This window comes from Arthrobacter sp. 1088, from assembly GCF_031455315.1.
Classification (GTDB): Bacteria; Actinomycetota; Actinomycetes; order Actinomycetales; family Micrococcaceae; genus Arthrobacter.
This window is the reverse complement of sequence record NZ_JAVDSM010000002.1, coordinates 58,896-81,912: the sequence shown is the minus strand read 5'-3', so window position 1 is coordinate 81,912 and position 23,017 is coordinate 58,896. Positions and strand designations below refer to the sequence as shown.

Genomic DNA, 23,017 nt, shown 5'->3' with positions numbered 1-23,017 from the left:
CAGCTATCTAATCATGATCCATACGGCGCCCAGGCCCAGCGTTGCGATCAGCAGACACGATCCCAGCGCCACAGCAACGGCACGCCCCCCGGTATTAACGAGGGTGCGTACACGCACCGCGGAACCGAGCCCAAACAGGGCGGTCGCGAGCAGGATGTCCTGCACACCGGCGGCGGCTTCCAGAACTGCCGGGGGCGCCCAACCCAAGGTGCGAACGCCCACCATCGCGATGAAGCCGAGGACAAAAAGAGGGACAATCGGCGGAAACCGGCCATCGCCGTCGTGCGTTCCGGCTTGGCCTGATTCAGTGTTCGCCCGCCGCCGTACGTGCATCACCCGCTGGTGCAGCCCTGCTGCCGCGGCGATCGGCGCCAAGAGGACCACGCGCGTCAATTTGACGACGACGGCGACAGCCAGCGCCGCTGTCCCCGCAGTCTGGGCCGTGGCAACCACTTGGCCGACATCATGCACGGACGCACCGGTCCACGCTCCGAATTGTTCCGGGTTCAAACCCAAGGGGTGCATGAGCAGGGGGAGCACCCCAATCGCCAGGGTGCCACACAAGGTCACCAGCGCCACCGGAAGTACGGTGTCCTGGTGCTTGACCCGCCTTACCGCTGCCATGGCACCGATGGCCGACGCACCGCATATGGAGAACCCGGTGGCGATCAGGAGTGCCGCCTCGTCAGGAAGGCGGAGCATCTTGGCGAGTCCATAGGTCCCCGCGAAACTCAGCAACACCACGGCTGCAATCAGAAGCAGTGACAACCACCCCAACCCGAGGACATCGCCCATGCTGACCTTGAGTCCAAGCAGGACGATCCCTGCACGCATCAGGTGCTTCCCGGCGAAGTCCAGGCCCGGCCGGGCGCGCCCCGCCGCCCAGACAGCAGTGCCCGGTATATTTGCAGAGAGCAGGCCCAGTGCGACAGCGAGCGTCATGACGGGAATAACCCCCAATGCCGGAAACACCGCGTGGACGGTGAAGGCAACCCCCGTCGCGGCAATACTCAGGACCAGCCCCGGCCCCAGCCGGGACAGGTGGGGCGCAAGACTGTTCAAGGGCATGCCTCAACCCTGCCGGATGGGGCACCGAAAGGCGAACCGGGAGCCTCCGGAAACCGCGACACAATCAGTGCGAAATGCGCTTGACTCAAAAAGGTGATTGTCTAATTCCCATGTCTGACCTATTTCAGGATTATTCCGAGGCCGCTGCGCGCAGCGGCGCCTACGACGAGATGTTCGCCCCCGGCCACGTCGCCAGAAAATCCTACGGTCAGGTTGCCGGTGCACTGCGCGAGCTTTCCCTGGCCGATGTCACCGCCCGCGCCGACTCCATGGCACGCACGTTCCTGGACCGCGGCGTGACGTTCGACTACGCGGGGGAGGAGCGGCCGTTCCCGCTGGACATCGTCCCGCGGGTTATCCCCGCTGACGAATGGGATGTCCTTGAGCGCGGCGTGGCACAGCGGGTCAAAGCCCTTGAAGCGTTCCTCAACGATGTATACGGCCGGATGGCCGTGGTGGCTGACGGCGTCATTCCCCGGCAACTTGTCACCACAAGCGCCCATTTCCACCGAGCCGTTCACGGCTTCGAACCCTCCGGCGGCGTCCGAGTCCACGTCTCCGGCATCGACGTCGTTCGTGATGCGGAAGGCACCTTCCGTGTCCTCGAGGACAATGTCCGCGTGCCCTCCGGCGTGAGCTATGTACTGGAGAACCGCCGCGCCATGGCCAAGGGCCTGCCCGAGGCATTCGGCCAGCAGCACATTCGGCCGGTGGAAGAGTACCCCCGCAGGCTCCTCTCAGCGCTGCGCAAGACCGCACCGGCCGGCGTCGACGATCCCACGGTTGTGGTCCTGACACCGGGCGTCTTCAACAGCGCATATTTTGAACACACCCTCCTTGCCGGACTCATGGGCGTGGAATTGGTGGAAGGCCGGGACCTGATCTGCCGCGGTAACCGTGTGTATATGCGGACCACAGCCGGCGAACAGCGCGTGGATGTCATTTACAAGCGCATCGACGACGACTTCCTGGATCCCCTGCAGTTCCGTTCCGATTCCATGCTCGGTTGCCCTGGCCTGGTCAACGCCGCCCGTGCTGGAGGCGTAACCATCGCCAACGCGGTGGGCAACGGCGTAGCCGACGACAAGCTCGTGTACAGTTACGTGCCTGACCTGATCCGGTACTACCTTCACGAAGAGCCGATCATTGCCAACGTCGACACTTTCCGGCTCGAGGAAAAGGAAGCCAGGGAACATGTTCTGGACCGCTTGGAGGAACTGGTGGTCAAGCCCGTCGATGGTTCAGGCGGCAAGGGCCTGGTCATCGGCCCGGATGCTTCCAAGGACGAGCTTGACGCTTTGCGGAAGCGCGTGATTGCAGATCCGCGTGGCTGGATCGCACAGCCCGTCCTACAACTCTCCACGGTGCCCACGCTCTCCGGAGACAAATTCGGCCCGCGGCACGTGGACCTCCGCCCCTTTGCAGTCAACGACGGCGACGACGTCTGGGTCCTTCCCGGCGGCCTGACCCGGGTGGCACTCAAGGAAGGTTCCCTGATTGTGAATTCCAGCCAGGGCGGCGGTTCCAAGGACACCTGGGTCTTGGCCAATTCGCCACAAATGCCTGCCGAGATCATTCCGCGCCAGTCCGTGACGGTCCGCGAGCAGGTTTCCGTGTGGCCCGTGGAAAGCAATTGGCGGGACCGCCAGACGGAGCAGCAGCAGTGAACCGGATCGGGACCACCGCTGAATTGACCCCTGAACTTCGACAAGCACCACGCGAAGGAGGCGCAGTTTCATGCTGAGCCGTATTGCCGAGTCACTTTTCTGGATCGGACGCTATGTAGAGCGCGCCGACGGCACTGCCAGGATCCTGGACGTACACCTGGAGCGCTTGAACCACCTGCCCCTTGAAGAGCAACGCAGTGTGGCCCGCGAACTCCTCGCCGTCATGGGTGCGAAACCTCAAAGCGAAGACTTCGGCCTGCCCGAGCTGCTGCATGCACTTGCCTATGACAAGCAGAGCGCGTCCTCCATTGCCGGCTCGCTTGGCGCCGCCCGCGAGAACGCCCGCAGGGCCCGGGAGACCGTCTCGCAGTCACTCTGGGAAAGCCTCAACACCACCTATTACGGCCTGAGCCAGCATCGCAAGGACGTCGTGGGAACCTACCGTTTCTGCAATTGGGTCCTTGAGAGGACCGCCATGGTGCGCGGACTGGCGGATACCACCGTCAGCCATGATGAGAGCTGGCTGTTCATGGTTCTCGGGCGTTCGCTTGAACGTGCGGACATGACAGCACGCATGTTGTCCACGCGGGATGTGCAGTCCGCGGGAATGTCCTGGGTGAACATGCTGCGGTGTGCTGGCGCGTACGAGTCCTTCATCCGGACCCGTAGGGCCGCATTTGGCGACCAGCACGCGGCCGAGTTCCTGCTTCTGGACCGGTTGTTCCCCCGCTCGATCGTCTATGCCCTGCGCGACGCGGACGAGTGCCTGGCAAAGCTGGATCCTTCAGCACAGCGGGTTGGCTTCATCAACGATGCCCGTCGGATTGTTGGGCAGGCCAGAACGTTCCTTGAGTTCCACAGGACGGATGACCTGATGTCCGAATTGCCGGAGCATATGGAACGTGTGCAGAAGGCTGTAACCCAGGCTTCGGACGCGATTTCCCGTAAGTACTTCAATCAGGCTGATGAGCACGCCTGGGTGGGAGAAGTTTCATGACCCGGCTTAGCATCGTCCACAAGACGGCCTACAAATACAACCGACGCGTGACGTTGTCCTACAACGAGGCGCGGATGACTCCATTGACCGACGGCCAGCAGGTGGTCCTGGAATCCTCGCTGAAGGTTTCACCCAATCAGGCCTCGGTCAGCACCTACCGCGACTACTGGGGCACGCGCGTCACTGCCTTCGATATGCAGATGCCCCACGAGAGCCTTGAGGTCCTTGCCACGGCCACAGTGGAAGTGCACCGGACCGAACGTGTGGCATCCGAGGACGACATCGTGGGCTGGGACGTCATCGCCTCGGAAAAGATCCAGGACGAATTCAGCGATTGGCTGCCCCAGTCCCGGTTGAGCGGCCCGGGTGAGGAAGTCCTCGGCATCATTCCAGGCGTGGTGGACGGCAAGAACCCCCATGAGGCGGCGTTGGCCATCTTTTCGTGGATGGCCGGCGAGATGACGTACATGAAGGGCACCACAGGTGTAACGACGAATGCCGAACAGGCGTGGACGCAACGCCAGGGTGTGTGCCAGGACCTTGCGCATTTGGCCATTGGCGCCTTGCGTAGCCGCGGCATTCCAGCGCGCTACGTTTCGGGCTACATCCATCCGCGGTCCTCCGCTGACATCGGCGAAACGGTTGCCGGGCAGTCCCACGCATGGCTGGAGTGGTGGGACGGCGAATGGCGCAGCTGGGATCCCACCAACCATAAGCCTGCCGGTGACTACCACGTGACCGTGGCGAGGGGCCGGGACTACCGGGATGTTCCGCCGCTGAAAGGCATTCTTTCCGGTGGCGGAGGTTCGGGGCTATCCGTTTCCGTGGAGATCACCCGCCTCGCGTAAGTAGTCAGTGTACAGATATGGCCCCCAGGAAGGACTTGGGGGCCATATCTGTAAGCACACTCGACGACTTTGGATTTACCAGGGGGAGGGCTTGTAGTCCTTGAGGAATACCCCGTACTGGTCCTCGCCGTTCTCGCCCATCACGATGGGGTCGTACACGCGGGCAGCACCGTCCACCAGGTCCAAGGGCGCGTGGAATCCTTCTTCCATGAGCCGCACCTTGGTGTAATGCGGGCGTTCATCCGTGATCCAACCGGTGTCCACGGCGGTCATGAGGATGCCATCGGAATCCAACATCTCCTGGGCGCTGGTGCGCGTCATCATGTTCAGGGCGGCTTTGGCCATGTTGGTGTGAGGATGTCCCGGACCCTTGTAGGCACGGGAGAACTGCCCTTCCATGGCCGAAACGTTCACGATGTACTTTCGGCGTGCCGTTGAGCGTTTCATGGCATCGCGCAGGCGGCTGACCAGCAGGAACGGAGCCGTGACGTTGCATAGCTGCACTTCGAGCATTTCGAGCGGATCCACTTCGTCCACTACCTGCGTCCAGCTGTTGATGGTGGCGAGGTCGGGGACCAGCCCACCGGCGTCGATAGCCGTTCCGGATTCGATCCGGGCCAAAGACGCCGAACCAGTAGAAAGCGCCAGGGAAGTGATGGCGTCTCCGGCAAGGACAGGATGTTCGGTGACGCTGCTGGCCAGTGCCAGTGGATGCTTGTCATGGGCGTGGCCGAACGTGACCAGTTCGGGGCCTCCGTTGGCAGCGTCCAATGCGGCCGGCAAGGGCTCGTCCTCGGCGTCAACCAAGGGTTTGTAGGCGTTGCCGGAGCGTCGCACGGTTTGCGCGGCATTGTTGATGATGATGTCCAGCGGGCCGGCCTTGTTCAGGGAGTCCGTCAGGGCCATCACCTGGGCGGGATCACGGAGGTCGATGCCAACGATCCTCAGGCGGTGCAGCCAATCCGCGCTGTCTTCCATGGCGGCAAACCGACGTGCCGCGTCTTTGGGGAAGCGTGTTGTGATGGTGGTGTGGGCGCCATCCCTGAGCAGCCGGAGCGCAATGTACATACCGATCTTGGCGCGGCCACCGGTCAACAGGGCATTGCGGCCGGTCAGGTCCGTGTGGGCATCGCGTTTACTGTGGCTGAAGGCAGCGCACTCGGGGCATAGCTGGTGGTAGAACGCATCCACCTGCGTGTAGTGCTGCTTGCAGATGTAGCAGGGACGTGAGCGGATCAGATGGCCCGCGACCTCGCCGGTGGCTGAAGGAGCAAGCTTGTTACCGCGGGTTTCATCATCGATGCGGTCCGGCGCAGCCGTTGCAGTGAGGGCAATGACTGCACGGTCCGCTTCCGCAATCAGGTCCCGCTTGGTGACGCGGCGGTGCCGCTTGACTGCTTTGAACATCTTGCCCGTTGCACGACGGACCGCGACGTAGTCCGGGTGCTCCTCGTCATAGACGTGGATTGTGGTCAGAACCTTGAGGCAGGCCTGGATCTCTTCAGGCGTCAGATCGGTGGAGCTCATTGACCTGATTTTACAGCCTTGGGAGCCTGGGGCCTGCCTCGGGTTCTACCAGCACAGCCGGTGATGGACGGAAGCCTAGCGGCCTGCGCCCTGTGATGCTGTGTCCGCTACCCGGGACTGGATGCCGGCAGCTACCTTTTCCGCAGAATCCCGGATATCGGGGTCATCCTGCGTGGCAGCCTTAACGGCTTCCGGCAGGCTCCGCCGGTACTCCGCGGACAACGCGAGCTCCTCTTCGCCGGGTTCAGGAACAAGCTGTCCCTTGGCAAGGACGGTGATCCCGGATTCGGTGACCTTGTAGCCACGGGCCTTGTCCAACGCCGGGTCCAGTCCGATCGCGGCGCCGGCAGGGACCTTGACGTTCTTGTCCAGGATGGCCCTCTTGATCACTGCACCTTCGCCGACGCGGACCTTATCCATCAGTACTGAGTCCTGGACACGGCTGCCAGCCTCCACGAAGACGTCGTTGGAGAGCACGGAACCTTCAACGATGCCGCCTGAGATGACCACACCACTGGCCACGATGGAGTCCAGGGCGGTACCCACCGTGCTGTTGCCGCCGCGGACGAACTTGGCGGGAGGCGAGATGCTCTGGCGGGTGTAGATGGGCCATTCGGAGTTGTAGAGGTTGAAGATGGGAACGGGGGAGATGAGGTCAACGTGGGCGTCGTAGAAGGAGTCGATGGTGCCAACGTCCCGCCAGTACGTACGGTCACGTTCGGTGGCACCAGGGATGTCATTCAGTGTGAAGTCATAGACCCCGGCCTCACCCTTGTCCACGAAGTAGGGAATGATGTCCCCGCCCATGTCGTGTTTTGTATCCAGTCGCTCGGCGTCAACGTGAAGCGCTTCAACGAGGGCGTCGGCGTTGAAGACGTAGTTGCCCATGGAGGCGAGGAACTGGGTGGGATCGGCCGCAAGCCCGGGCGTGCTGGCCGGCTTCTCCACGAATGCCGCGATCTTCTGGGGATCGTTCTGGTCAACTTCAATCACACCGAATTGGTTGGCCATGTTCAGCGGCTGCCGCACGGCTGCTACGGTAGCCTTCGCGCCGCTGGCAATGTGCTGTTCCACCATTTGTGAGAAGTCCATGCGGTAGACGTGGTCTGCGCCGACCACAACCACAATGTCCGGAGCGTCATCGTGAATAAGGTTCAGGGACTGGTAGATGGCGTTGGCGCTGCCAAGGAACCAGCTCTTGCCGACGCGCTGTTGCGCGGGTACGGAAGCTACGTAGCGGCCCAACTGTGTGGACATGCGCCAGGTCTCGGAGATATGGCGGTCAAGGCTGTGCGATTTGTACTGCGTCAGAACCACGATTTTCAAATATCCCGAATTGACCAGATTCGATAGTGCAAAGTCAATAAGCCTGTAGCCTCCCGCAAACGGAACCGCTGGCTTCGCCCTGTCCGCCGTCAAAGGCATGAGGCGATTGCCTTCGCCGCCAGCCAACACGATTGCCAATACTTTCTTCAACGCCATGGTCATAGCTCCCCGTACGTCTTCGTAGCCCCCAAAAGTCCGATTTTCCGGACCCTTTCACACTAGAACACATAAGCCGGAACGACTACGTTGGGTAACGTGCGAATAGACATTGTGACTAAAGAATTCCCTCCGGAAATTTATGGCGGTGCCGGTGTCCACGTTGCCGAGCTCAGCCGTGTGCTGGCGAAGCACGTGGATCTTCATGTCCGGGCGTTTGGCGCCCCGCGTGAGGCCGACTACCACGGGGCCACCGTGGACTCCTACGCCACACCCCAGGACCTCGGCGACGCCAATGCTGCCCTCCAGACGCTGGGCGTGGATCTTCGGATCGTTCCGGATATTGCGGGAGCGGATCTCGTCCACTCGCACACCTGGTACGCGAACATGGCAGGACACCTCGCTTCGCTCTTGCATGGCATTCCCCATGTACTGAGCGCCCACAGCCTGGAACCGTTGCGTCCGTGGAAGGCCGAACAGCTCGGCGGTGGCTACGCGTTGTCCTCATGGGTGGAGAAGACAGCCTACGAAGCTGCCGCGGCGATCATCGCCGTATCCGATGGAATGCGGCAGGACATCCTGCGCAGCTACCCTGACGTTGATCCCAACAAAGTCCGGGTGGTACATAACGGGATCGACGTTTCCCTGTGGGAACGGGACGAAGAGGACGACGCCATCCGCGCGTTGGGCATGGATCCCGCCAAGCCAAGTGTGGTGTTCGTTGGCCGGAACACGCGCCAAAAGGGGGTCCCCTACCTGTTGCGCGCCGCTTCCAGCCTTCCCGCCGATGTTCAACTGGTCCTCTGCCTTGGTGCAGCTGACACTCCCGAATTGGCAGCTGAGACAGCGCGCCTCATTGAGGAGCTCCAAAGCAAGCGTGAGGGCGTGATCCTCATTGAGCGGATGCTGCCACGCCGGGAACTCATCCAGGTCCTGAGCCATGCAACAGCATTCGCCTGCCCCTCCATTTACGAACCGCTGGGCATCGTGAACCTTGAAGCCATGGCTTGCGGCGCCGCAGTGGTGGCAAGTGCTACGGGCGGCATTCCAGAGGTTGTCCAGCACGGCGAGACCGGCCTCCTGGTTCCCTTGGAGCAGGTCACTGACGGCACGGGAACACCGCTTGATCCTGAAAAATTCGTGGCCGATTTCGCTGCAGCCCTGAACGATGTAGTTGCGGATCCAGCGCGCGCCCGCAAGATGGGCATTGCTGGCCGGCGACGCGCCGAAGAGCATTTCTCGTGGGAGTCCATCACCGAAACCACGCTTGAGGTCTACCGGTCAGTGCTTGGCTGAGCAGCTGGCCGTCCTGGAAAGCAGGCAAAACGACGACGGCGCCGCCCCCTTGAGTGGGGACGGCGCCGTCGCGCTTTGGCGAAACTTCCAAAAAAGTTCACCGTTCGGAAATCACATCCTGCTACCGGGACTTTGACCCTTTCAGGGCCAGTAACGACTTCTCGTCGGCCGGCGCGGAGCCGCTGGCGCGCTGCTTACGGAAGTGGGTGCTGGCCTCATCCTGGCGGCGTGCTTCGGCGCCGGTCGCGATTGACGCGCGCAAGTGCTCGGGTCCGTACCCAAAGGCGTCCACGAGGTCCAGCGCATGGGGGCGGATCTTGACCAGCAGCCGGTTGATGTACGTCCCTACGGTCCGGCCGCGTTGCATCGACAGCCGGCCGTTCATGAGATACCACGACAAGTGCTTCTCGATGAGCGAAAGCCCGAACAGATCCCTCAGCCAGGTGAGGACCCGCTTGGTTCCCTCATCGGAAACCTCCGCCAACGCCTCCGTGAAGGCTTCCCACTGGAGGAGCTCGGCATGGGCTTGAGCGGCTTCGATGAGTTCATGCTGGTGCTGATTGAACAGGGCTGCCGCCTGGTGCTGCGGCAGCTTATTGGCACCCTTCAGCGCAGCACCTACTTCGGCCACCATGGACTGCACGCGGTCGGTCAGCAGGGTCCGCTGGCCTTCCTCGTCGCGCAAAGCCAGTGCTGCTTTCTGCACCGAGCCCGTGTCAGCTACGAACTGGGCAACTTGGCGCAGGCCCGTCCTGTGCAAGGCGACACCTGCGGCCTGGTCCACGACATAGCGCGCAAGCACGCCGAAGTCGGCACTGCGGAATTCCTTGGCGTAGTCAGCCAGAAGCCGCTTGGCCACCAACTGCAGCAGTACTGTGTTGTCGCCTTCAAAAGTCACGTAAACGTCAAGGTCCGCGCGCAGCGAGGCAAAGCGGTTCTCGATCAGGAAGCCCGCGCCACCACAGGCTTCGCGGCATTCCTGCAGGGTATCCAGAGCATGCCAGGTGCTGAGGGGCTTCAGCGCGGCCGCCAAGGTTTCCAGATCCTGGCGGTCGGCGTCGGTGTCATGGGCACCGGAGAAGACGTCGTCGAACTTTTGCAGGAGTTGCTCGTGGGCAAAACCCGCGGCGTAGGTCGTTGCAAGCCGTGTGAACAGGCGCCGCTGGTGACGCTGATAGTCCAGCAGGACTTCCTCGTCGGTGGGGGAGGAAGCGTTGAACTGACGGCGCTCGGTGGCGTACTGGATGGCTGTTTTGAGTGCCACCTTGCTGGCCGCCACGGCTGCCCCGTCCAAAGAGACCCGGCCCTGGACCAGGGTTCCGAGCATCGTGAAGAAGCGGCGGCCCGGGCTCTCGATGGTTGATGAATACGTGCCATCCACAGCTACGTCGCCGTAGCGGTTCAGGAGGTTGGTGCGGGGGATACGGACATCGGTGAAATGGAGCCTGCCGTTGTCGATGCCGTTCAGGCCACCCTTGATGCCGTCATCCTCCCCGCCGATGCCTGGCAGAAATTCTTTGGTGGTGGGGTCGCGAAGCTCTACATAGAAGGCGTGGACGCCGTGGTTAACGTTTTTGGTTACCAGCTGCGCAAACACGACGGCGGCAAGGCCATCGTTTGCTGCGTTGCCGATGTAGTCCTTCCAGGCTGCCCGGAAGGGGGTGTTGATGACGAACTCCTGGTTCGCTTCGTCATAGGTGGCCGTCGTGGCGATGCTTGCGACGTCGGAGCCGTGGCCCGTCTCCGTCATCGCGAAACAGCCCGGAATGGCCAGGCTCATGATGCCGGGGAGCCATTTGTCGTGGTGCTCCGGGGTACCAAGGTGCATGACGGCAGAGCCAAAGAGGCCCCATTGAACACCAGCCTTGATCTGGAGGGAGGGATCGGCCGTGACGAGTTCTTCGAACCCGGCAATGTTGCCGCCGTGGTCATCGGAGCCACCCAGGCGGGTAGGAAACGCCCGGTGCACAGCATTGTTATCCACCAGGAACTTCAACTGTTCAAACACGCGGGACCGGTGTTCGGTGTGATGGAGGCCTTCAATTTTCCGGACGTCAGGATGACCTGCTATTTGACGGGCCTGGCGCCGGATGTGGGCCCACTTGCCCAAGAGCTGTTCACCCAGTGCCGCGACATCCACCACCGGGTCCCCACCCTGCTGGCTGGAGCCGCTGGTGTGCATGGCCGCATCCTCGCGGCCGGATGGTTGATGGGCTGATAGCGCCCGGTCCACTACTTCAGTCATGTTGATTCCTTCTTTGGTTCTTACAACTGATGGATCATTGCTCATGTCAGTTGGCTGCTTTGAGTTCAGGAGCGATGCCCAGGCATAGCCAGTCCGTGATGTGCCCGGCCATGGTGGCCTGGTTCGGTTTACTGTCGGAGGCAGGGCTTCCCAGCCACATTTCACCGGCATTCCGAACGAGGCCGATGGCTGCAGTTGGCCAGTACTCGATCAAAGCCTCTTTCTCTGCACCGAGGTACTGCCGCATGGGCGTGGCGATCATGTCGGTGATCTGTTCGAAGAAGTTTCCCAGCGCGCCCGACGCGGCAATGGCATCCTGCGAGGAAGCTTCCCCGGGCGTCAACCGGGTGATGAACGCATAAACGTTGGGGCTGGATTCCGCCATTTGCAGGTAGGCCGAAACCATGGCGTAGAGGCCTTCGCGTGGTGTCTGCGCCGATTGGGCCGCTTCTTTCATGCGGCGTTGCATTTGCCCCAGAACCACTTCACCCATGGCCTGTTGAAGGCCTGCCTTATCGCCGAAATAGCGGTAGTACACCGACTTTGACGTGCCCGCGGCACCGGCGATGTCTTCCATGGACGCCTCGCTGCCCAAGGCATGCACGGCCCTGCGTGCTGCCTTGATGAGCTCGCGCCGACGCTCCTCGCGATGGCTCTGCCATCTGGCGGCACGCCCATCTACCGCAGGGTCCGGGTTGGCGTTGCCGGACTCCGTGGCGGCATCAACAGCACCAGCTTGGGAAGGGGCAGGTGCGTTCGGAAAATCTGTACGGCGACGGTTCACGATACCCAGCGTATCAGGTACGCTGGGTATCAGTAACTGGTATTGATCGAAGGAGTCAAGCATGGCTGCAGCAGACGCACCCGCGGGCACGAACACAGGCACTGCCGGGACTGGTACCGCGGGAACAGGTACAGACGGCTTCGCAAGCGCAGAGCAGGGCAAGGGCATACAAGGCACGCGTTCTGCCGTGATCGTTGGGGGAAACCGCATCCCGTTTGCCCGCACAGGCGGCGCTTATGTGAAGTCCTCCAACCAGGACATGCTTACTGCTGCGCTGGATGGACTGATCGCGCGCTTCGGGTTGCAGGATGAACGGATCGGTGAAGTAGCGGCCGGAGCCGTGCTGAAGCATTCCCGCGACTTCAACCTCACCCGTGAGGCTGTACTGGGTTCGGCGTTATCTCCGGAGACACCCGCGTACGACCTTCAGCAGGCATGTGCCACGGGACTGGAAACCGTGCTTGGGCTTGCCAACAAGATCAAGCTGGGCCAGATCGAATCCGCGATCGCCGGTGGCGTTGACTCCGCGTCCGATGCCCCGATCGCCGTCAGCGAGGGGCTGCGGGAAATCCTGCTGGACCTCAACCGCGCAAAGACCTCCGTCCAAAAGCTGAAGGTCCTGGCGCGCATCCGCCCAAAGGACCTGGCCCCGGATGCTCCCAACACCGGCGAACCACGCACCGGCCTGTCCATGGGCGAACATCAAGCCCTCACTACGGCACAGTGGAAGATCAGCCGGGAGGCACAGGACGAACTGGCCTTTAACAGCCACCGCAACCTCGCCGACGCGTACGAGCGCGGCTTCTTCGAGGACCTCATTACTCCGTACCGCGGCCTCAACCGGGACTCGAATCTTCGCGCAGACACCACGTTGGAGAAGCTCTCCACACTGAAGCCTGTCTTTGGCAGGAACCTGGGATCCGAGGCCACCATGACCGCCGGCAATTCGACGCCGCTGACCGATGGTGCCGCAACGGTCTTGCTTGCCACCGAGGAGTGGGCGGACAGCCGGGGCCTGCCCAAGCTCGCCACCGTCCTGGACGGTGAGGCAGCCGCCGTCGACTTTGTCCACGGCAAGGACGGACTTCTGATGGCGCCGGTCTTTGCCGTACCGCGCCTCCTCGCCCGCCATGGGCTGACCCTTGAGGACTTCGACTTCTTCGAAATCCATGAGGCCTTCGCCGGGACCGTCCTCAGCACCCTGGCCGCCTGGGAAGATGAAGACTTCGGACGAACGCGGCTGGGGCTGGACGGCGCGCTGGGGAAGGTGGACCGCACCAAGCTCAACGTCAACGGTTCGTCACTTGCTGCCGGGCACCCATTTGCAGCAACCGGTGGCAGGATCGTGGCCTCGCTGGCAAAGATACTCCATGAAAAAGGAGCTGTGGATGGAAGGCCGGCACGTGGCCTGATTTCCGTGTGTGCTGCCGGTGGGCAGGGCGTTGTTGCCATTCTGGAAGCAGCCTAGGGGAGCGTGATGACAGACAAATACGCCAAAATCGTCAGCAAAGGACTGGGAAAGGACGTCGCCAAAAGGCTCGGCCTGCCGCAGCCGGTTGAACTCCGCCGACACCAGCCAGGCGCACCGCTTATCGCTGGGCCGGTGCTGGTAAACGGCGACAGCCTGGGCGCAGATGACCTTGCCACCACGCTTCTTGGTTGGGGCCTGGACATTCGCCGTCATGCATTGCCGAAGGAAAAGCTCGGGGCCATCATCGTTGTCCTCGACGCCGTGCAGCACCCGGAGGACCTGGGCAAGCCAATGCTGACACTTGGCTCTTCCTTACGGGACCTCTCGCCCAACGGACGCGTCATTACGCTCTCAAGAACAGCCCAGTCGGCACCAGCGCCCGCTGCGGCGGCGGCCCGGCAGGGCATCGACGGCCTGCTGCGTTCACTGGCCAAGGAATTGCGCGCCGGTGCCACCGCCAATGGCATTCTCCTCGATGAGGATCTAGCCACCACAAGCCCGTCAGCCCTGGGAGCCCTCCGGTTCTTCCTTTCAGGCCGTTCCGCCTATGTGGATGGCCAGTTCCTCACGATCAGCTCCTCCTCCGGCAGCCTGCCCTTTGACGCCGGGAAGCCCCTCGCCGGAAAAGTAGCCGTCGTCACTGGTGCAGCGCGGGGCATCGGTGCCGCGATCGCCCGGACGCTCCACCGTGACGGGGCAAAGGTGGTGCTGGTGGATGTCCCTGCCGCGGGGGATCATTTGGCGGCAGTGGCCAACGAGGTCCGTGGGACTGCCCTCCAACTCGACATCACCCGTGACGACGCCGGTCACCGGATGATCGACCACGCAGTGGAACGCCACGGCAGGCTCGACATCGTAGTCCATAATGCCGGCATCACGCGCGACCGGCTCCTGGCGAACATGGATGAGGGCCGCTGGCAGTCTGTCATCGCCGTCAACATCGCCGCGCAACTGAGGATCAATGAGGCCCTCATGGCATCGGAGCACTTCAAGGAAAAGCCGCGCATCGTTGCGGTGGCATCCACCAGCGGCATTGCCGGCAACAGGGGCCAAACCAACTATGCCGCGTCCAAGGGTGGCGTGATTGGAATGGTGCGCTCAACAGCGCCGCTCATGGAGTCCTTCGGGGGGACGATCAACGCTGTAGCACCAGGGTTTATTGAGACAGAGATGACCGCCCGGATGCCATTCGTCATACGGGAAGCAGCGCGAAGGGCCAATTCCCTCAGGCAGGGTGGCCAGCCGCAGGACGTGGCGGAGGCCATCGCTTTCCTTGCGAGCGATGCCGCGGGAGGAATCTCCGGCGAAGTCCTTCGCGTGTGTGGACAGCAACTGGTGGGAGCATGAACAAACCGCAGCCGGTCATCCTTGGGGAGCTGCCGTCGCTGCCCAAGCTCTACATGAATGCGGCGGCAACTGCCGCCCGCCGCCGCATCCTGGGGTCATCGGCGGGGCAGGCGACATTGCCGGCCGTTAGCCACGAGGTCATGGGAGTCCAGGCGGATGTCGCCAACCTGACCGCCTACCAGCACCTTTTGGGGGAGACCGCCAGTGACATCCTGCCAGCAGGATTCGTGCACGCGCTGGCCTTTCCGGTGTCCATGAGCGTGATGAACCGGGATGATTTTCCGTTGCCGTTGCTCGGGATGATCCACCTCAGGAACCATGTAGAGCAGCAGGTTCCCATTCAGTTCACAGAAGCCCTGGACATCAGGTCCTGGTCAGAGAACCTTTCGGGTCATCGGGCGGGTACGCAAGTGGATGTCATCGCCGAAGTCCGCTCCAGCTCCTCAGGCGAACTGCTGTGGCGGGGAGTATCCACATACCTTGCGAAAGGAGTCTTCCTGCCTGGTATCGACAAGCCCGGAAACTCAAGCGGCTCCGGGGACAATGGCAATTTTTCCCCTCCGGACCCCACGGCCCTGTGGCAACTGGACCTGGACATCGGACGCAGTTATGCCGCCGTGTCGGGCGATTTCAATCCCATCCATCTGAGCGTCCTATCGGCCAAAGCATTGGGCCTGAGGGGATCCATTGCCCACGGCATGTACCTTGCCTCCCGGGCGTTGGCAGATGTCGGAGCGGTCAAGTCTGATGCCTTCGCCTGGGACGTGACGTTTGAAGCGCCGGTATTCCTGCCGGCCCGGGTGGCGCTGGACATCTCCACCATCCAGGCGGAATCCGGGGCTTGGCAGCATTCGGACTACGTGGCGTGGAACCCGCGCAGCGGCCGGCGTCACTTCAGGGGCAGCGTGGCTCCCTTGTCTTAGGCCCTCCTTAAATCCTTGGGGGCGGGATATTCTCTTCAGACGGACAGCCCGCAGGAGGAGAGTCTTGCCACATGAACCAGATAAGTTTGTGCGTCTCGACCTACAACCGAGTTGATGACCTGAAGAGGCTGCTCTCGAGCGCCCTCGCCCAGGAACCCGCAATTCCCATCATCGTCTATGACGATGCATCCTCGGACGGCACTTCAGAGGTGGTTCGAGAGCAGTTTCCCGCCGTCGACCTTATTACGGGTCAGGAGAATGTCGGTTTGATAGCTGCCCGGAACATCTGTATCCGGGCAGCATCAACTCCACTCGTCCTCATCCTCGATGATGACGCGTACTTCACATCTGCCTCCACGGCCCGGCAAACGGTGGCCGATTTCTCGTCGCCTGCGATTGCCGCAGTTGCAGTCCCCTTTGCCGAGAACGGCGCCCTCATGCAGGGCGACCAATCCAGCGGTACCGTTCAGCTTGCCCGTAGCTTTATCGGCGCGGCGCATGCTCTGCGCCGCGATGCTGTGCTTGCCTGCGGTGGTTTGCGTGAGTCCTATAGGTTCTATTGCGAAGAATCGGATTTATCGATTCGACTGTTGGCTTCGGGCCTCGTAGTCAGGCACGGAACTTCGGATCCGGTGCAGCACTGCCCGAATGCTGACCGCCAACCTCTGCGTAGGCGCCAACTGCGCTGGCGTAGCGAACTTCGCTTCAAGTGGTGCCACACGCCAGCTCTGTTTCTGATGCCGGTGCTCGTAGGTCATGTGGGTCTTCTGCTGGTGAGGTCGGCGCAATTTGGTGGTCTTCGGGAATCCCTTCGACTGTGCTACTCATCCTGCAGGGACGTCTTCATGTCGCGGTTCGAACGCAACGGTGTGGATGTCCGGATCTACCTTCTGTGGAGAAGACTTGCCAAGCTTCCCCGTTTGACGCTGGACGCGGCCGACCCCGTTCTTGCAGTTCGACGTAGTCCGCAGGAGCGGCACGTTCAGGGGCGCGGCATATCGCTCAAGCGATGAGCCAGGCAATTTCCATTGGCGCGGAGTGATGATCATGAGGGAACGCCATCTGACCGTACGGCGACAAGCAGCTGCAACCAGTGACTCCATCTGGGCTGTTTTAGCGGATTTCGGCAACCTCGCTGACGTCTGGAACGGCCTAAGGGCATCACAAACCATCGGTAACAGGACCCAAGGGCTGGGTGCCCGCCGTCGGGTACATTTGTCGCCCGTCGGCTCGATGATCGAAACCGTCACCGAATGGGAGGAAGGCCGCTCCCTGGCAACGAGGAACGAGCCATCGGCGCTGGTGCCCTTCAAAGAAGCCGACTCCAGGCTCGTCCTCCAGCCAGATGGCGAAGGGACGGTGCTCACCTTTGACTACCGCTATGTGCCCAGAGGTGGGCCCTTCGGCCGCCTGACGGGTCCTTTGATTGACCGAATGCTGAGGGCGACCTTCGAAAGTATGCTGGCAGCGGTCGAGAAAGCTGCCAGCCAAGGCAATTGAGAGGGGCCCTGGGCAAACGGTCGGCCGCATTCGAACATATGTTCTATTCTTGGTTTATGAGACCCAAGCAAGACTCCAAAGCTTTCGCCCGCATGATGTTGCAGACCGAGGCGGAGGCCAACCACCCGAAGCCTGACGATGGCAAGATCATGGAGCTTGAGCCGGCCGCCCAACCGCTTGTCCGTGTTAGTGAGGTGTATGGAAGGGCCATCAAGTACACACGGACCTACGGCCTTGTGGAATGGGTGGATGATCGGCGGGACTATCATGTGGAATGGTTTCCCGCCGGACAGATCAAACGGGTGGCCTTGGAGTCATGGAGGGGCTGGCCGTTGGCTTAGTAAACACCACCCATGATTGCGATGGGCCCAGCATGGTTGAGGGCACAAAAAAACCCCGGTTTCCCGGGGCCTTCTTTGTGCGCGGAGGGGGACTTGAACCCCCACCCCCTTTCGAGGACTAGCACCTCAAGCTAGCGCGTCTGCCATTCCGCCACCCGCGCAGGTGGTGTTCAGAGAAGCCGTTCTGCACCTTCCGGTACTTCACTTTCCTCCGAAGCAGCGAGAAAAACTCTAACACGGTTTGAAGCAACTAAAAAATCGGTGCTGGTCAGGACGGCCTGGAGGCTTTCAACGCGTGGCGGCGCCCGGAATTGCTCAACTGAGGGCGCTTGCGGTGAGTAGGCTGGTGGAACACGGGACGGTAGAGCTGCGGGGTCCGCAGTGCGCGTCGCCGGCACCTGCAGCCCAGCCAACGCAAGGAGAATTTCCATGTCTGTCATCCGCCCCGAAGACGAAGTTGTCCGGATCTGCCAGGAGCTCATCCGGATCGACTCCTCCAACTTCGGCGACGACACCGGACCGGGCGAACGTGCTGCTGCGGAGTACACAGCTGGCCTGATCACGGAAGTGGGCCTTGAGGCCGAGATTTTCGAGTCCGCACCGGGACGTGCCAACGTCGTCACGCGCATGGCGGGGGAGGACCCTTCAGCTGACGCGTTGGTGGTCCACGGACACTTGGACGTTGTACCGGCCCTGAAGGATCAGTGGAGCGTTGACCCCTTCAGCGGTGAACTGAAGGATGGACTGATCTGGGGTCGCGGTGCCGTGGACATGAAGGACATGGATGCCATGATCCTTTCAGTAATGCGGGACTTCGCCAGGACTGGCCGCAGGCCCAAGCGGGACATCATTTTCGCCTTCTTCGCGGACGAGGAAGCTGGCGGCACCTATGGCGCCCGGTATGCCGTGGAGCACCGCCGCGAATTGTTCGATGGCGCCACCGAGGCCATCTCCGAAGTGGGCGGATTCTCCGCGACTATCGGTGGCCAGCGCACGTACCTGCTTCAAACTGCCGAAAAGGGCTTGTCCTGGTTGCGGCTGGTTGCCCATGGACGGGCCGGCCACGGCTCGCAAATCAATACGGACAACGCGATCACCCGGCTCGCGGCGGCCGTCACCAGAATCGGCGAGTACAAGTGGCCTGTGGAACTGACTCCCACCACCAGGCAGTTCCTGGACGGCGTCACCGAACTCACTGGCGTGGAGTTTGACGCCGACAACCCGGACATCCTGCTCAAGGAGCTTGGCACCGTCGCCCGTTTCGTGGGAGCAACGCTGCAAAATACCTCCAACCCCACCCTGCTCCGCTCGGGCTACAAGCACAACGTCATCCCGGAATCGGCCGAGGCCTTCGTGGATTGCCGAACGCTGCCGGGCCAGCAGGAACTGGTGTTCGAAACCATCAAGGAGCTTGCCGGGGATGGTATCGAGATCAGCTACGTCAACAAGGATGTCTCCCTGGAGGTGCCGTTTGCCGGCAACCTCGTTGACTCCATGATCGACGCCTTGCACTCCGAGGACCCGGGCGCCAAGGTGCTTCCCTACACCCTCTCGGGAGGGACAGACAACAAGTCCTTGAGCAAGATCGGCATCACCGGCTACGGCTTCGCTCCACTGATGCTGCCCCACGAGCTTGATTTCACGGGCATGTTCCACGGGGTGGACGAGCGGGTTCCGGCAGAGTCCCTGCAGTTCGGCGCGCGAGTCCTCAACAAGCTGCTGAGCAACTACTAAACGCAATCTTCAGGAAAGACGGTGGGCTATGAATCCAGAGGAAATCCTTCCGGATGCGCTGTTGGAGCGGCTCCGCGGGCGGGCGGCTGGATATGACCACGACAATCTCTTCTTCCACGAAGACCTCGAAGAGCTGGCTGCCGCCGGTTACCTGAAACTGTTCGTGCCAGTCGCCGACGGCGGTATGGGACTTGGTCTGGAAGCGGTAGCTGCGTTGCAGCAGCGCCTCGCCACGGCAGCCCCGGCCACAGCACTGGCAGTCAACATGCACCTGGTCTGGACCGGCGTCGCGCATGTCATGGCTGCAAGGGGGGACGACTCGCTGGACTTCGTGCTGAAGGAAGCCGGCAAGGGGGAAGTGTTCGCTTTCGGAATTTCGGAAGCGGGCAACGATTCAATGCTGTTCGATTCCACCACCCTTGCGGAGCCGTTGCCCGACGGTGGTTATCGATTCACCGGACGGAAGATCTTCACGAGCCTCTCCCGTGGTTGGACCCGTCTGGGAACGTTCGGCAAGGACGCAAACGCCAGAAACGGAGAGGGCGAGTTGGTTTTCGGATTCATCCATCGTGATGAACCCGGGCACGAAACCCTCAACGATTGGGACACCCTGGGCATGCGGGCCAGTGCCTCGAACACCACCCTGTTGAAGGGAGCGGCGGTTCCATCGGAGCGGATCTTCCGTAAACTGCCTGTCGGGCCTAACCAGGACTTACTGATATTCGCGATTTTTGCCTGCTTTGAGACCTTGTTGGCAGCGGTCTACACCGGGTTGGCGGAGCGTGCGTTTATGCTGGGCATTGAAAGCGTCAAGCGAAGGGTCTCGGCGAAACACGGAGGACGCAGTTTCGCCCAGGACCCGGACATCCGTTGGAAAGTTGCCGACGCGGCCCTGGCCATGGACGGCATTTATCCCCAGTTGTCGACCGTTGCCCGCGACATCGACAACCTGGTGGACCATGGAGCCCAGTGGTTCCCCAAGCTTGTTGGACTAAAGTCGCGTGCCACAGAAAATGCCCGTTACGTGGTGGATCTGGCGATCAGGGTCACGGGAGGATCCAGCTACTTCCGCGGCTCGGAACTGGAACGCCTCTACCGGGACGTACTCGCTGGAATTTTCCACCCGTCCAATGACGAATCGGCGCACAACACAGTGGCGAGCGCCTGGCTTGGGCCCCTGGACGGCTGAGGAAACGGGACAGCTGACTAGACCGTGCGCTGCACGGAATAGACTTTTCGGCGCAACCAGAAGCGTCTGCCGCCGCCGAGGTATAGCCGGCTGCGTTCCAGCTCCCACTTCCCGTACTCTGAGTGCTCTGCGAGCCGACGCCGGGCTTCGGGCAGTGAATCGTCAGGTCCTACCGTCAGTACGAGGTACTCGTACTGACGTGCATAGTCACGTTGGCGCTCTTCGGAGCTGCCTCGAAATTGTTCCTTCATCCCTCTCCATTTTCGTCCTTTTCGGGCTAACGTGAAGTCATGAGCATCGATCCGCGTGTCGCGCTTCAGTCATTGACTGCTGCCCTGGAAGAGCACTTGGCCGCCGCTTCAGCCCGCCGGGGCGAGGGTGACCCCAACGTCGAGGCGGCGTTCTTCGCCGTCGCAGATGCCTTCGAGGTTTACGAAGACGCCCTGTACGAGGCATATTCCGAGGTTACTCCGCTCCAGGTGTTTGATGACGAGGAAGAGGACGATGATGAGGTCCTGGACGAAGACCTCGAAAGCCTGGAGGACTAGGAGCCTTCCGTAACAAGCAACAACCGGCCACCTGCGGTGGCCGGTTTTTTGTGTCGTTTCGCGCCCTGTTTGTCCTGCTTGCAGCCCGGAATGTAGCGGTTTTCGCTGGTTTCGTGACGCTTGGAGCACGTAGTCCTGCATCAGCCAGGTAGGTACTCGCACGTAGGAGCCATGGGTAAAGCTGCGCAAACTTGAGTACAGACTACTGGTGCGCCTCCTGACCGCCGCCGCTTCACTGGGTTGTAGGCAATGGCAGGTCTGCGAAGAAGGCTGACATGGTAAAGGTTCCGGTCTTGCGTTCGGGCAAGGTAGGGGCACCACAGGGTGCACACCCCTTTTCCTTGGGCGCGGCGTTCACAGCCAAACCTGCCGTCGCCGATGTCAATCCGCCGGTGTCTCCCTGGATTGACAAGTCCGTTGCTGCACAACGGACTGAAAAGGCGGGACTGGCGGCATTGAGGGCAGATGTCACCCTGGATCTCAAGCCGCCAGTCACCCACCGCCACTCCCGCAGCACCTCCGCCCTGGCCCGCCGGTATGGCTGGACACGGTTGCTCACCAACAGTCTTCGATTGGCAGACAGCGCCCTGGTAGCGGCAGCAGTCACGTCAGGTTTCCTTCTGAACACTGACGGCCTTGCCGTTGCGGCGGGCGGCGCGGGACACGAGCGCCAGCTTATGCTCGGCTTCATACTTGGCATTGCCTGGCTGGGAGCACTGGAGGTCTACCGGACACGGGATCCGAAAGTACTCGGCGTGGGGCCCGAAGAATACAAGCGGGTCCTGTCCGCAAGCCTGCGCGTTTTCGGCTTTCTGGGGCTCGTGGCAGTCGTATTCCGGCTGGAGTCCGCAAGCTCCTTCGTCCTGGTGTCCCTGCCCGTGGGCTTGGTGTCCCTGACAGGCAGCCGGTGGATGTTCCGCCGCTGGCTAACGTTCGAAAAGTCGCGCGGCCGCTGCCTCTCCCGTGCCATTGTGGTGGGGGAGCCACAGGACGTCAGATACGTCATCAAGCAAATCAACCGGAAGTCCGGTGCCGCGTACAACATCCTGGGGGCGTGCCTTCCAGGGGCCCGGCGTGGCGCCGTCCTGGTGGTGGATAACGTGCGGGTCCCCGTCTTGTCGTCGATTTACGGCATTGCCCATACTGTGCGTCAGACGGGCGCCAACGCGGTGATCGTTGCCGGTCCGGTCCCTGGCGGCAACCAGTTCATCCAGGAGTTGGGCTGGCGCCTGGAAGAAGATGCCGCCGAACTCGTCCTGGCAGCAACGCTGACCAACGTGGCTGGCCCACGTATCCACTGGCGCCCCGTTGAGGGCCTGCCCCTGATGCACGTGGATATTCCGCACTACTCCGGTGGCAAACACACGCTCAAGCGCCTCATGGACATTGTGGTTTCGGCTACTGCTTTGCTTTGCCTGGCGCCCCTGCTGGCTGTTTTGGCGCTGATAGTCAGGCTGGACAGCCCGGGTCCAGTGCTTTTCCGGCAGGAACGGATCGGTAGGCGAGGCACCACCTTCCAGATGCTGAAGTTCCGTTCCATGGTGGTCGATGCCGAAGCGCGGCTGGAAGAACTCAGCGGAAAGGACCAGGGAGCAGGCGTCCTCTTCAAGATGCGTGATGATCCCCGGGTCACCAAGTGCGGCCGTTGGATGCGCAAGTACTCCTTGGACGAGCTACCCCAGTTCTGGAATGTGCTGGCCGGGAACATGAGCTTGGTGGGCCCCCGTCCGCCGCTCCTTCGCGAAGTCAGTGGCTACGAACGGCATACCCATCGCCGGCTGCTAATCAAACCCGGAATTACCGGCTTGTGGCAGATCAATGGACGATCGGACCTTCCCTGGGATGAAGCCGTCCGGCTGGACCTGTATTACGTCGAAAACTGGTCGATAGCAGGCGACCTGATGATCATGTGGCGCACCTTCAGGGCCATGATCCAGCCCTCCGGCGCCTATTGAACGACCTGCTGGAACTTACTGACCGACACGAGACACGCCGAGCAACACAACAAGCATTACCTGAGAAAGAACCGAGCTATCCAACACAGAATCCG

The 23,017-nt window shown here is 61.8% G+C and carries 20 protein-coding genes and 1 tRNA gene; 14 read left to right on the top strand and 7 right to left on the bottom strand.

Features of this window, described 5'->3' with window-relative positions:
* Positions 1–3 precede the first annotated feature (3 nt).
* Positions 4–1,068: a putative sulfate exporter family transporter gene (locus J2Y41_RS03325; RefSeq protein ID WP_309926117.1), complete on the bottom strand. Its 1,065-nt coding sequence runs from the start codon at positions 1,066–1,068 to the stop codon at positions 4–6.
* A 110-nt stretch (positions 1,069–1,178) separates the two neighbouring features.
* Here J2Y41_RS03325 and J2Y41_RS03320 point away from each other — a divergent pair, with 110 nt between their 5' ends.
* From J2Y41_RS03320 to J2Y41_RS03310, 3 genes are all read left to right on the top strand, one after another.
* Entirely contained in the window at positions 1,179–2,735 is a 1,557-nt protein-coding gene (locus J2Y41_RS03320) for a circularly permuted type 2 ATP-grasp protein (RefSeq protein ID WP_223946004.1), read from the top strand.
* Positions 2,736–2,805: 70 nt separating this feature from the next.
* Positions 2,806–3,732 (top strand): alpha-E domain-containing protein, encoded by a 927-nt coding sequence (locus J2Y41_RS03315; RefSeq protein WP_216925742.1) that lies wholly within the window; start codon positions 2,806–2,808, stop codon positions 3,730–3,732.
* Positions 3,729–4,580 (top strand): transglutaminase family protein, encoded by an 852-nt coding sequence (locus J2Y41_RS03310; protein WP_224164385.1) that lies wholly within the window; start codon positions 3,729–3,731, stop codon positions 4,578–4,580. The genes J2Y41_RS03315 and J2Y41_RS03310 overlap by 4 nt, the downstream gene beginning before the upstream one ends.
* A 75-nt stretch (positions 4,581–4,655) precedes the next feature.
* Here the strand turns inward: J2Y41_RS03310 and J2Y41_RS03305 are convergent, their stop codons facing one another.
* Both J2Y41_RS03305 and glgC read right to left on the bottom strand, forming a co-directional pair.
* A complete protein-coding gene (locus tag J2Y41_RS03305) occupies positions 4,656–6,107 on the bottom strand; it encodes an SDR family NAD(P)-dependent oxidoreductase (RefSeq protein ID WP_309926111.1) in 1,452 nt (483 codons plus the stop codon).
* 75 nt (positions 6,108–6,182) lie between these two features.
* On the bottom strand, positions 6,183–7,595 hold the full coding sequence (gene glgC / locus J2Y41_RS03300; RefSeq protein ID WP_309926108.1) for a glucose-1-phosphate adenylyltransferase: 1,413 nt from the start codon (positions 7,593–7,595) through the stop codon (positions 6,183–6,185).
* Between the two features lie 93 nt (positions 7,596–7,688).
* Here glgC and glgA point away from each other — a divergent pair, with 93 nt between their 5' ends.
* Entirely contained in the window at positions 7,689–8,885 is a 1,197-nt protein-coding gene (gene glgA / locus J2Y41_RS03295) for a glycogen synthase (protein ID WP_309926106.1), read from the top strand.
* A 121-nt stretch (positions 8,886–9,006) separates the two neighbouring features.
* Here glgA and J2Y41_RS03290 read toward each other — a convergent pair whose 3' ends face one another.
* Both J2Y41_RS03290 and J2Y41_RS03285 read right to left on the bottom strand, forming a co-directional pair.
* On the bottom strand, positions 9,007–11,130 hold the full coding sequence (locus J2Y41_RS03290; protein WP_309926104.1) for an acyl-CoA dehydrogenase: 2,124 nt from the start codon (positions 11,128–11,130) through the stop codon (positions 9,007–9,009).
* A gap of 46 nt (positions 11,131–11,176) precedes the next feature.
* Positions 11,177–11,977, bottom strand: coding sequence for a TetR/AcrR family transcriptional regulator (locus tag J2Y41_RS03285; RefSeq protein ID WP_309926101.1), 801 nt, complete (start codon positions 11,975–11,977; stop codon positions 11,177–11,179).
* On the opposite strand from J2Y41_RS03285, the gene J2Y41_RS03280 reads away from it, so the two are divergent.
* The 6 genes from J2Y41_RS03280 (at position 11,976) to J2Y41_RS03255 (ending at position 17,496) form a co-directional block, all read left to right on the top strand.
* Positions 11,976–13,382, top strand: a complete 1,407-nt coding sequence (locus J2Y41_RS03280; protein ID WP_309926098.1) for an acetyl-CoA C-acetyltransferase — start codon at positions 11,976–11,978, stop codon at positions 13,380–13,382. The two genes, J2Y41_RS03285 and J2Y41_RS03280, sit on opposite strands and share 2 nt — an antisense overlap.
* A 9-nt stretch (positions 13,383–13,391) precedes the next feature.
* A complete protein-coding gene (locus J2Y41_RS03275; protein ID WP_309926096.1) occupies positions 13,392–14,732 on the top strand; it encodes a 3-oxoacyl-ACP reductase in 1,341 nt (446 codons plus the stop codon).
* A complete protein-coding gene (locus J2Y41_RS03270; RefSeq protein WP_309926094.1) occupies positions 14,729–15,655 on the top strand; it encodes a MaoC/PaaZ C-terminal domain-containing protein in 927 nt (308 codons plus the stop codon). The genes J2Y41_RS03275 and J2Y41_RS03270 overlap by 4 nt, the downstream gene beginning before the upstream one ends.
* A 71-nt stretch (positions 15,656–15,726) precedes the next feature.
* Positions 15,727–16,668 (top strand): glycosyltransferase, encoded by a 942-nt coding sequence (locus tag J2Y41_RS03265; protein WP_309926092.1) that lies wholly within the window; start codon positions 15,727–15,729, stop codon positions 16,666–16,668.
* A gap of 34 nt (positions 16,669–16,702) precedes the next feature.
* The gene (locus J2Y41_RS03260) at positions 16,703–17,155 is read left to right on the top strand and encodes an SRPBCC family protein (protein ID WP_309926090.1); all 453 of its coding nucleotides are present in this window, start codon (positions 16,703–16,705) and stop codon (positions 17,153–17,155) included.
* A 56-nt stretch (positions 17,156–17,211) separates the two neighbouring features.
* Positions 17,212–17,496: a hypothetical protein gene (locus J2Y41_RS03255; RefSeq protein ID WP_309926087.1), complete on the top strand. Its 285-nt coding sequence runs from the start codon at positions 17,212–17,214 to the stop codon at positions 17,494–17,496.
* 78 nt (positions 17,497–17,574) lie between these two features.
* Here the strand turns inward: J2Y41_RS03255 and J2Y41_RS03250 are convergent.
* A tRNA-Leu gene (locus tag J2Y41_RS03250) sits at positions 17,575–17,657 on the bottom strand.
* 268 nt (positions 17,658–17,925) lie between these two features.
* Here J2Y41_RS03250 and J2Y41_RS03245 point away from each other — a divergent pair.
* Positions 17,926–19,230 (top strand): M20/M25/M40 family metallo-hydrolase, encoded by a 1,305-nt coding sequence (locus J2Y41_RS03245; protein WP_309926085.1) that lies wholly within the window; start codon positions 17,926–17,928, stop codon positions 19,228–19,230.
* A gap of 28 nt (positions 19,231–19,258) precedes the next feature.
* Complete coding sequence (locus tag J2Y41_RS03240) at positions 19,259–20,419, top strand: acyl-CoA dehydrogenase family protein (protein ID WP_309926083.1); 1,161 nt, start codon at positions 19,259–19,261, stop codon at positions 20,417–20,419.
* A gap of 17 nt (positions 20,420–20,436) precedes the next feature.
* On the opposite strand, the gene J2Y41_RS03235 is transcribed toward J2Y41_RS03240, so the two are convergent.
* Positions 20,437–20,670, bottom strand: a complete 234-nt coding sequence (locus J2Y41_RS03235) for a DUF5703 family protein (protein ID WP_216925728.1) — start codon at positions 20,668–20,670, stop codon at positions 20,437–20,439.
* A 39-nt stretch (positions 20,671–20,709) separates the two neighbouring features.
* Between J2Y41_RS03235 and J2Y41_RS03230 the strand changes: the two genes are divergently transcribed.
* Entirely contained in the window at positions 20,710–20,967 is a 258-nt protein-coding gene (locus J2Y41_RS03230; protein WP_223932823.1) for a hypothetical protein, read from the top strand.
* 275 nt (positions 20,968–21,242) lie between these two features.
* The gene (locus tag J2Y41_RS03225; protein ID WP_224090328.1) at positions 21,243–22,922 is read left to right on the top strand and encodes a sugar transferase; all 1,680 of its coding nucleotides are present in this window, start codon (positions 21,243–21,245) and stop codon (positions 22,920–22,922) included.
* Positions 22,923–23,017: the final 95 nt, after the last annotated feature.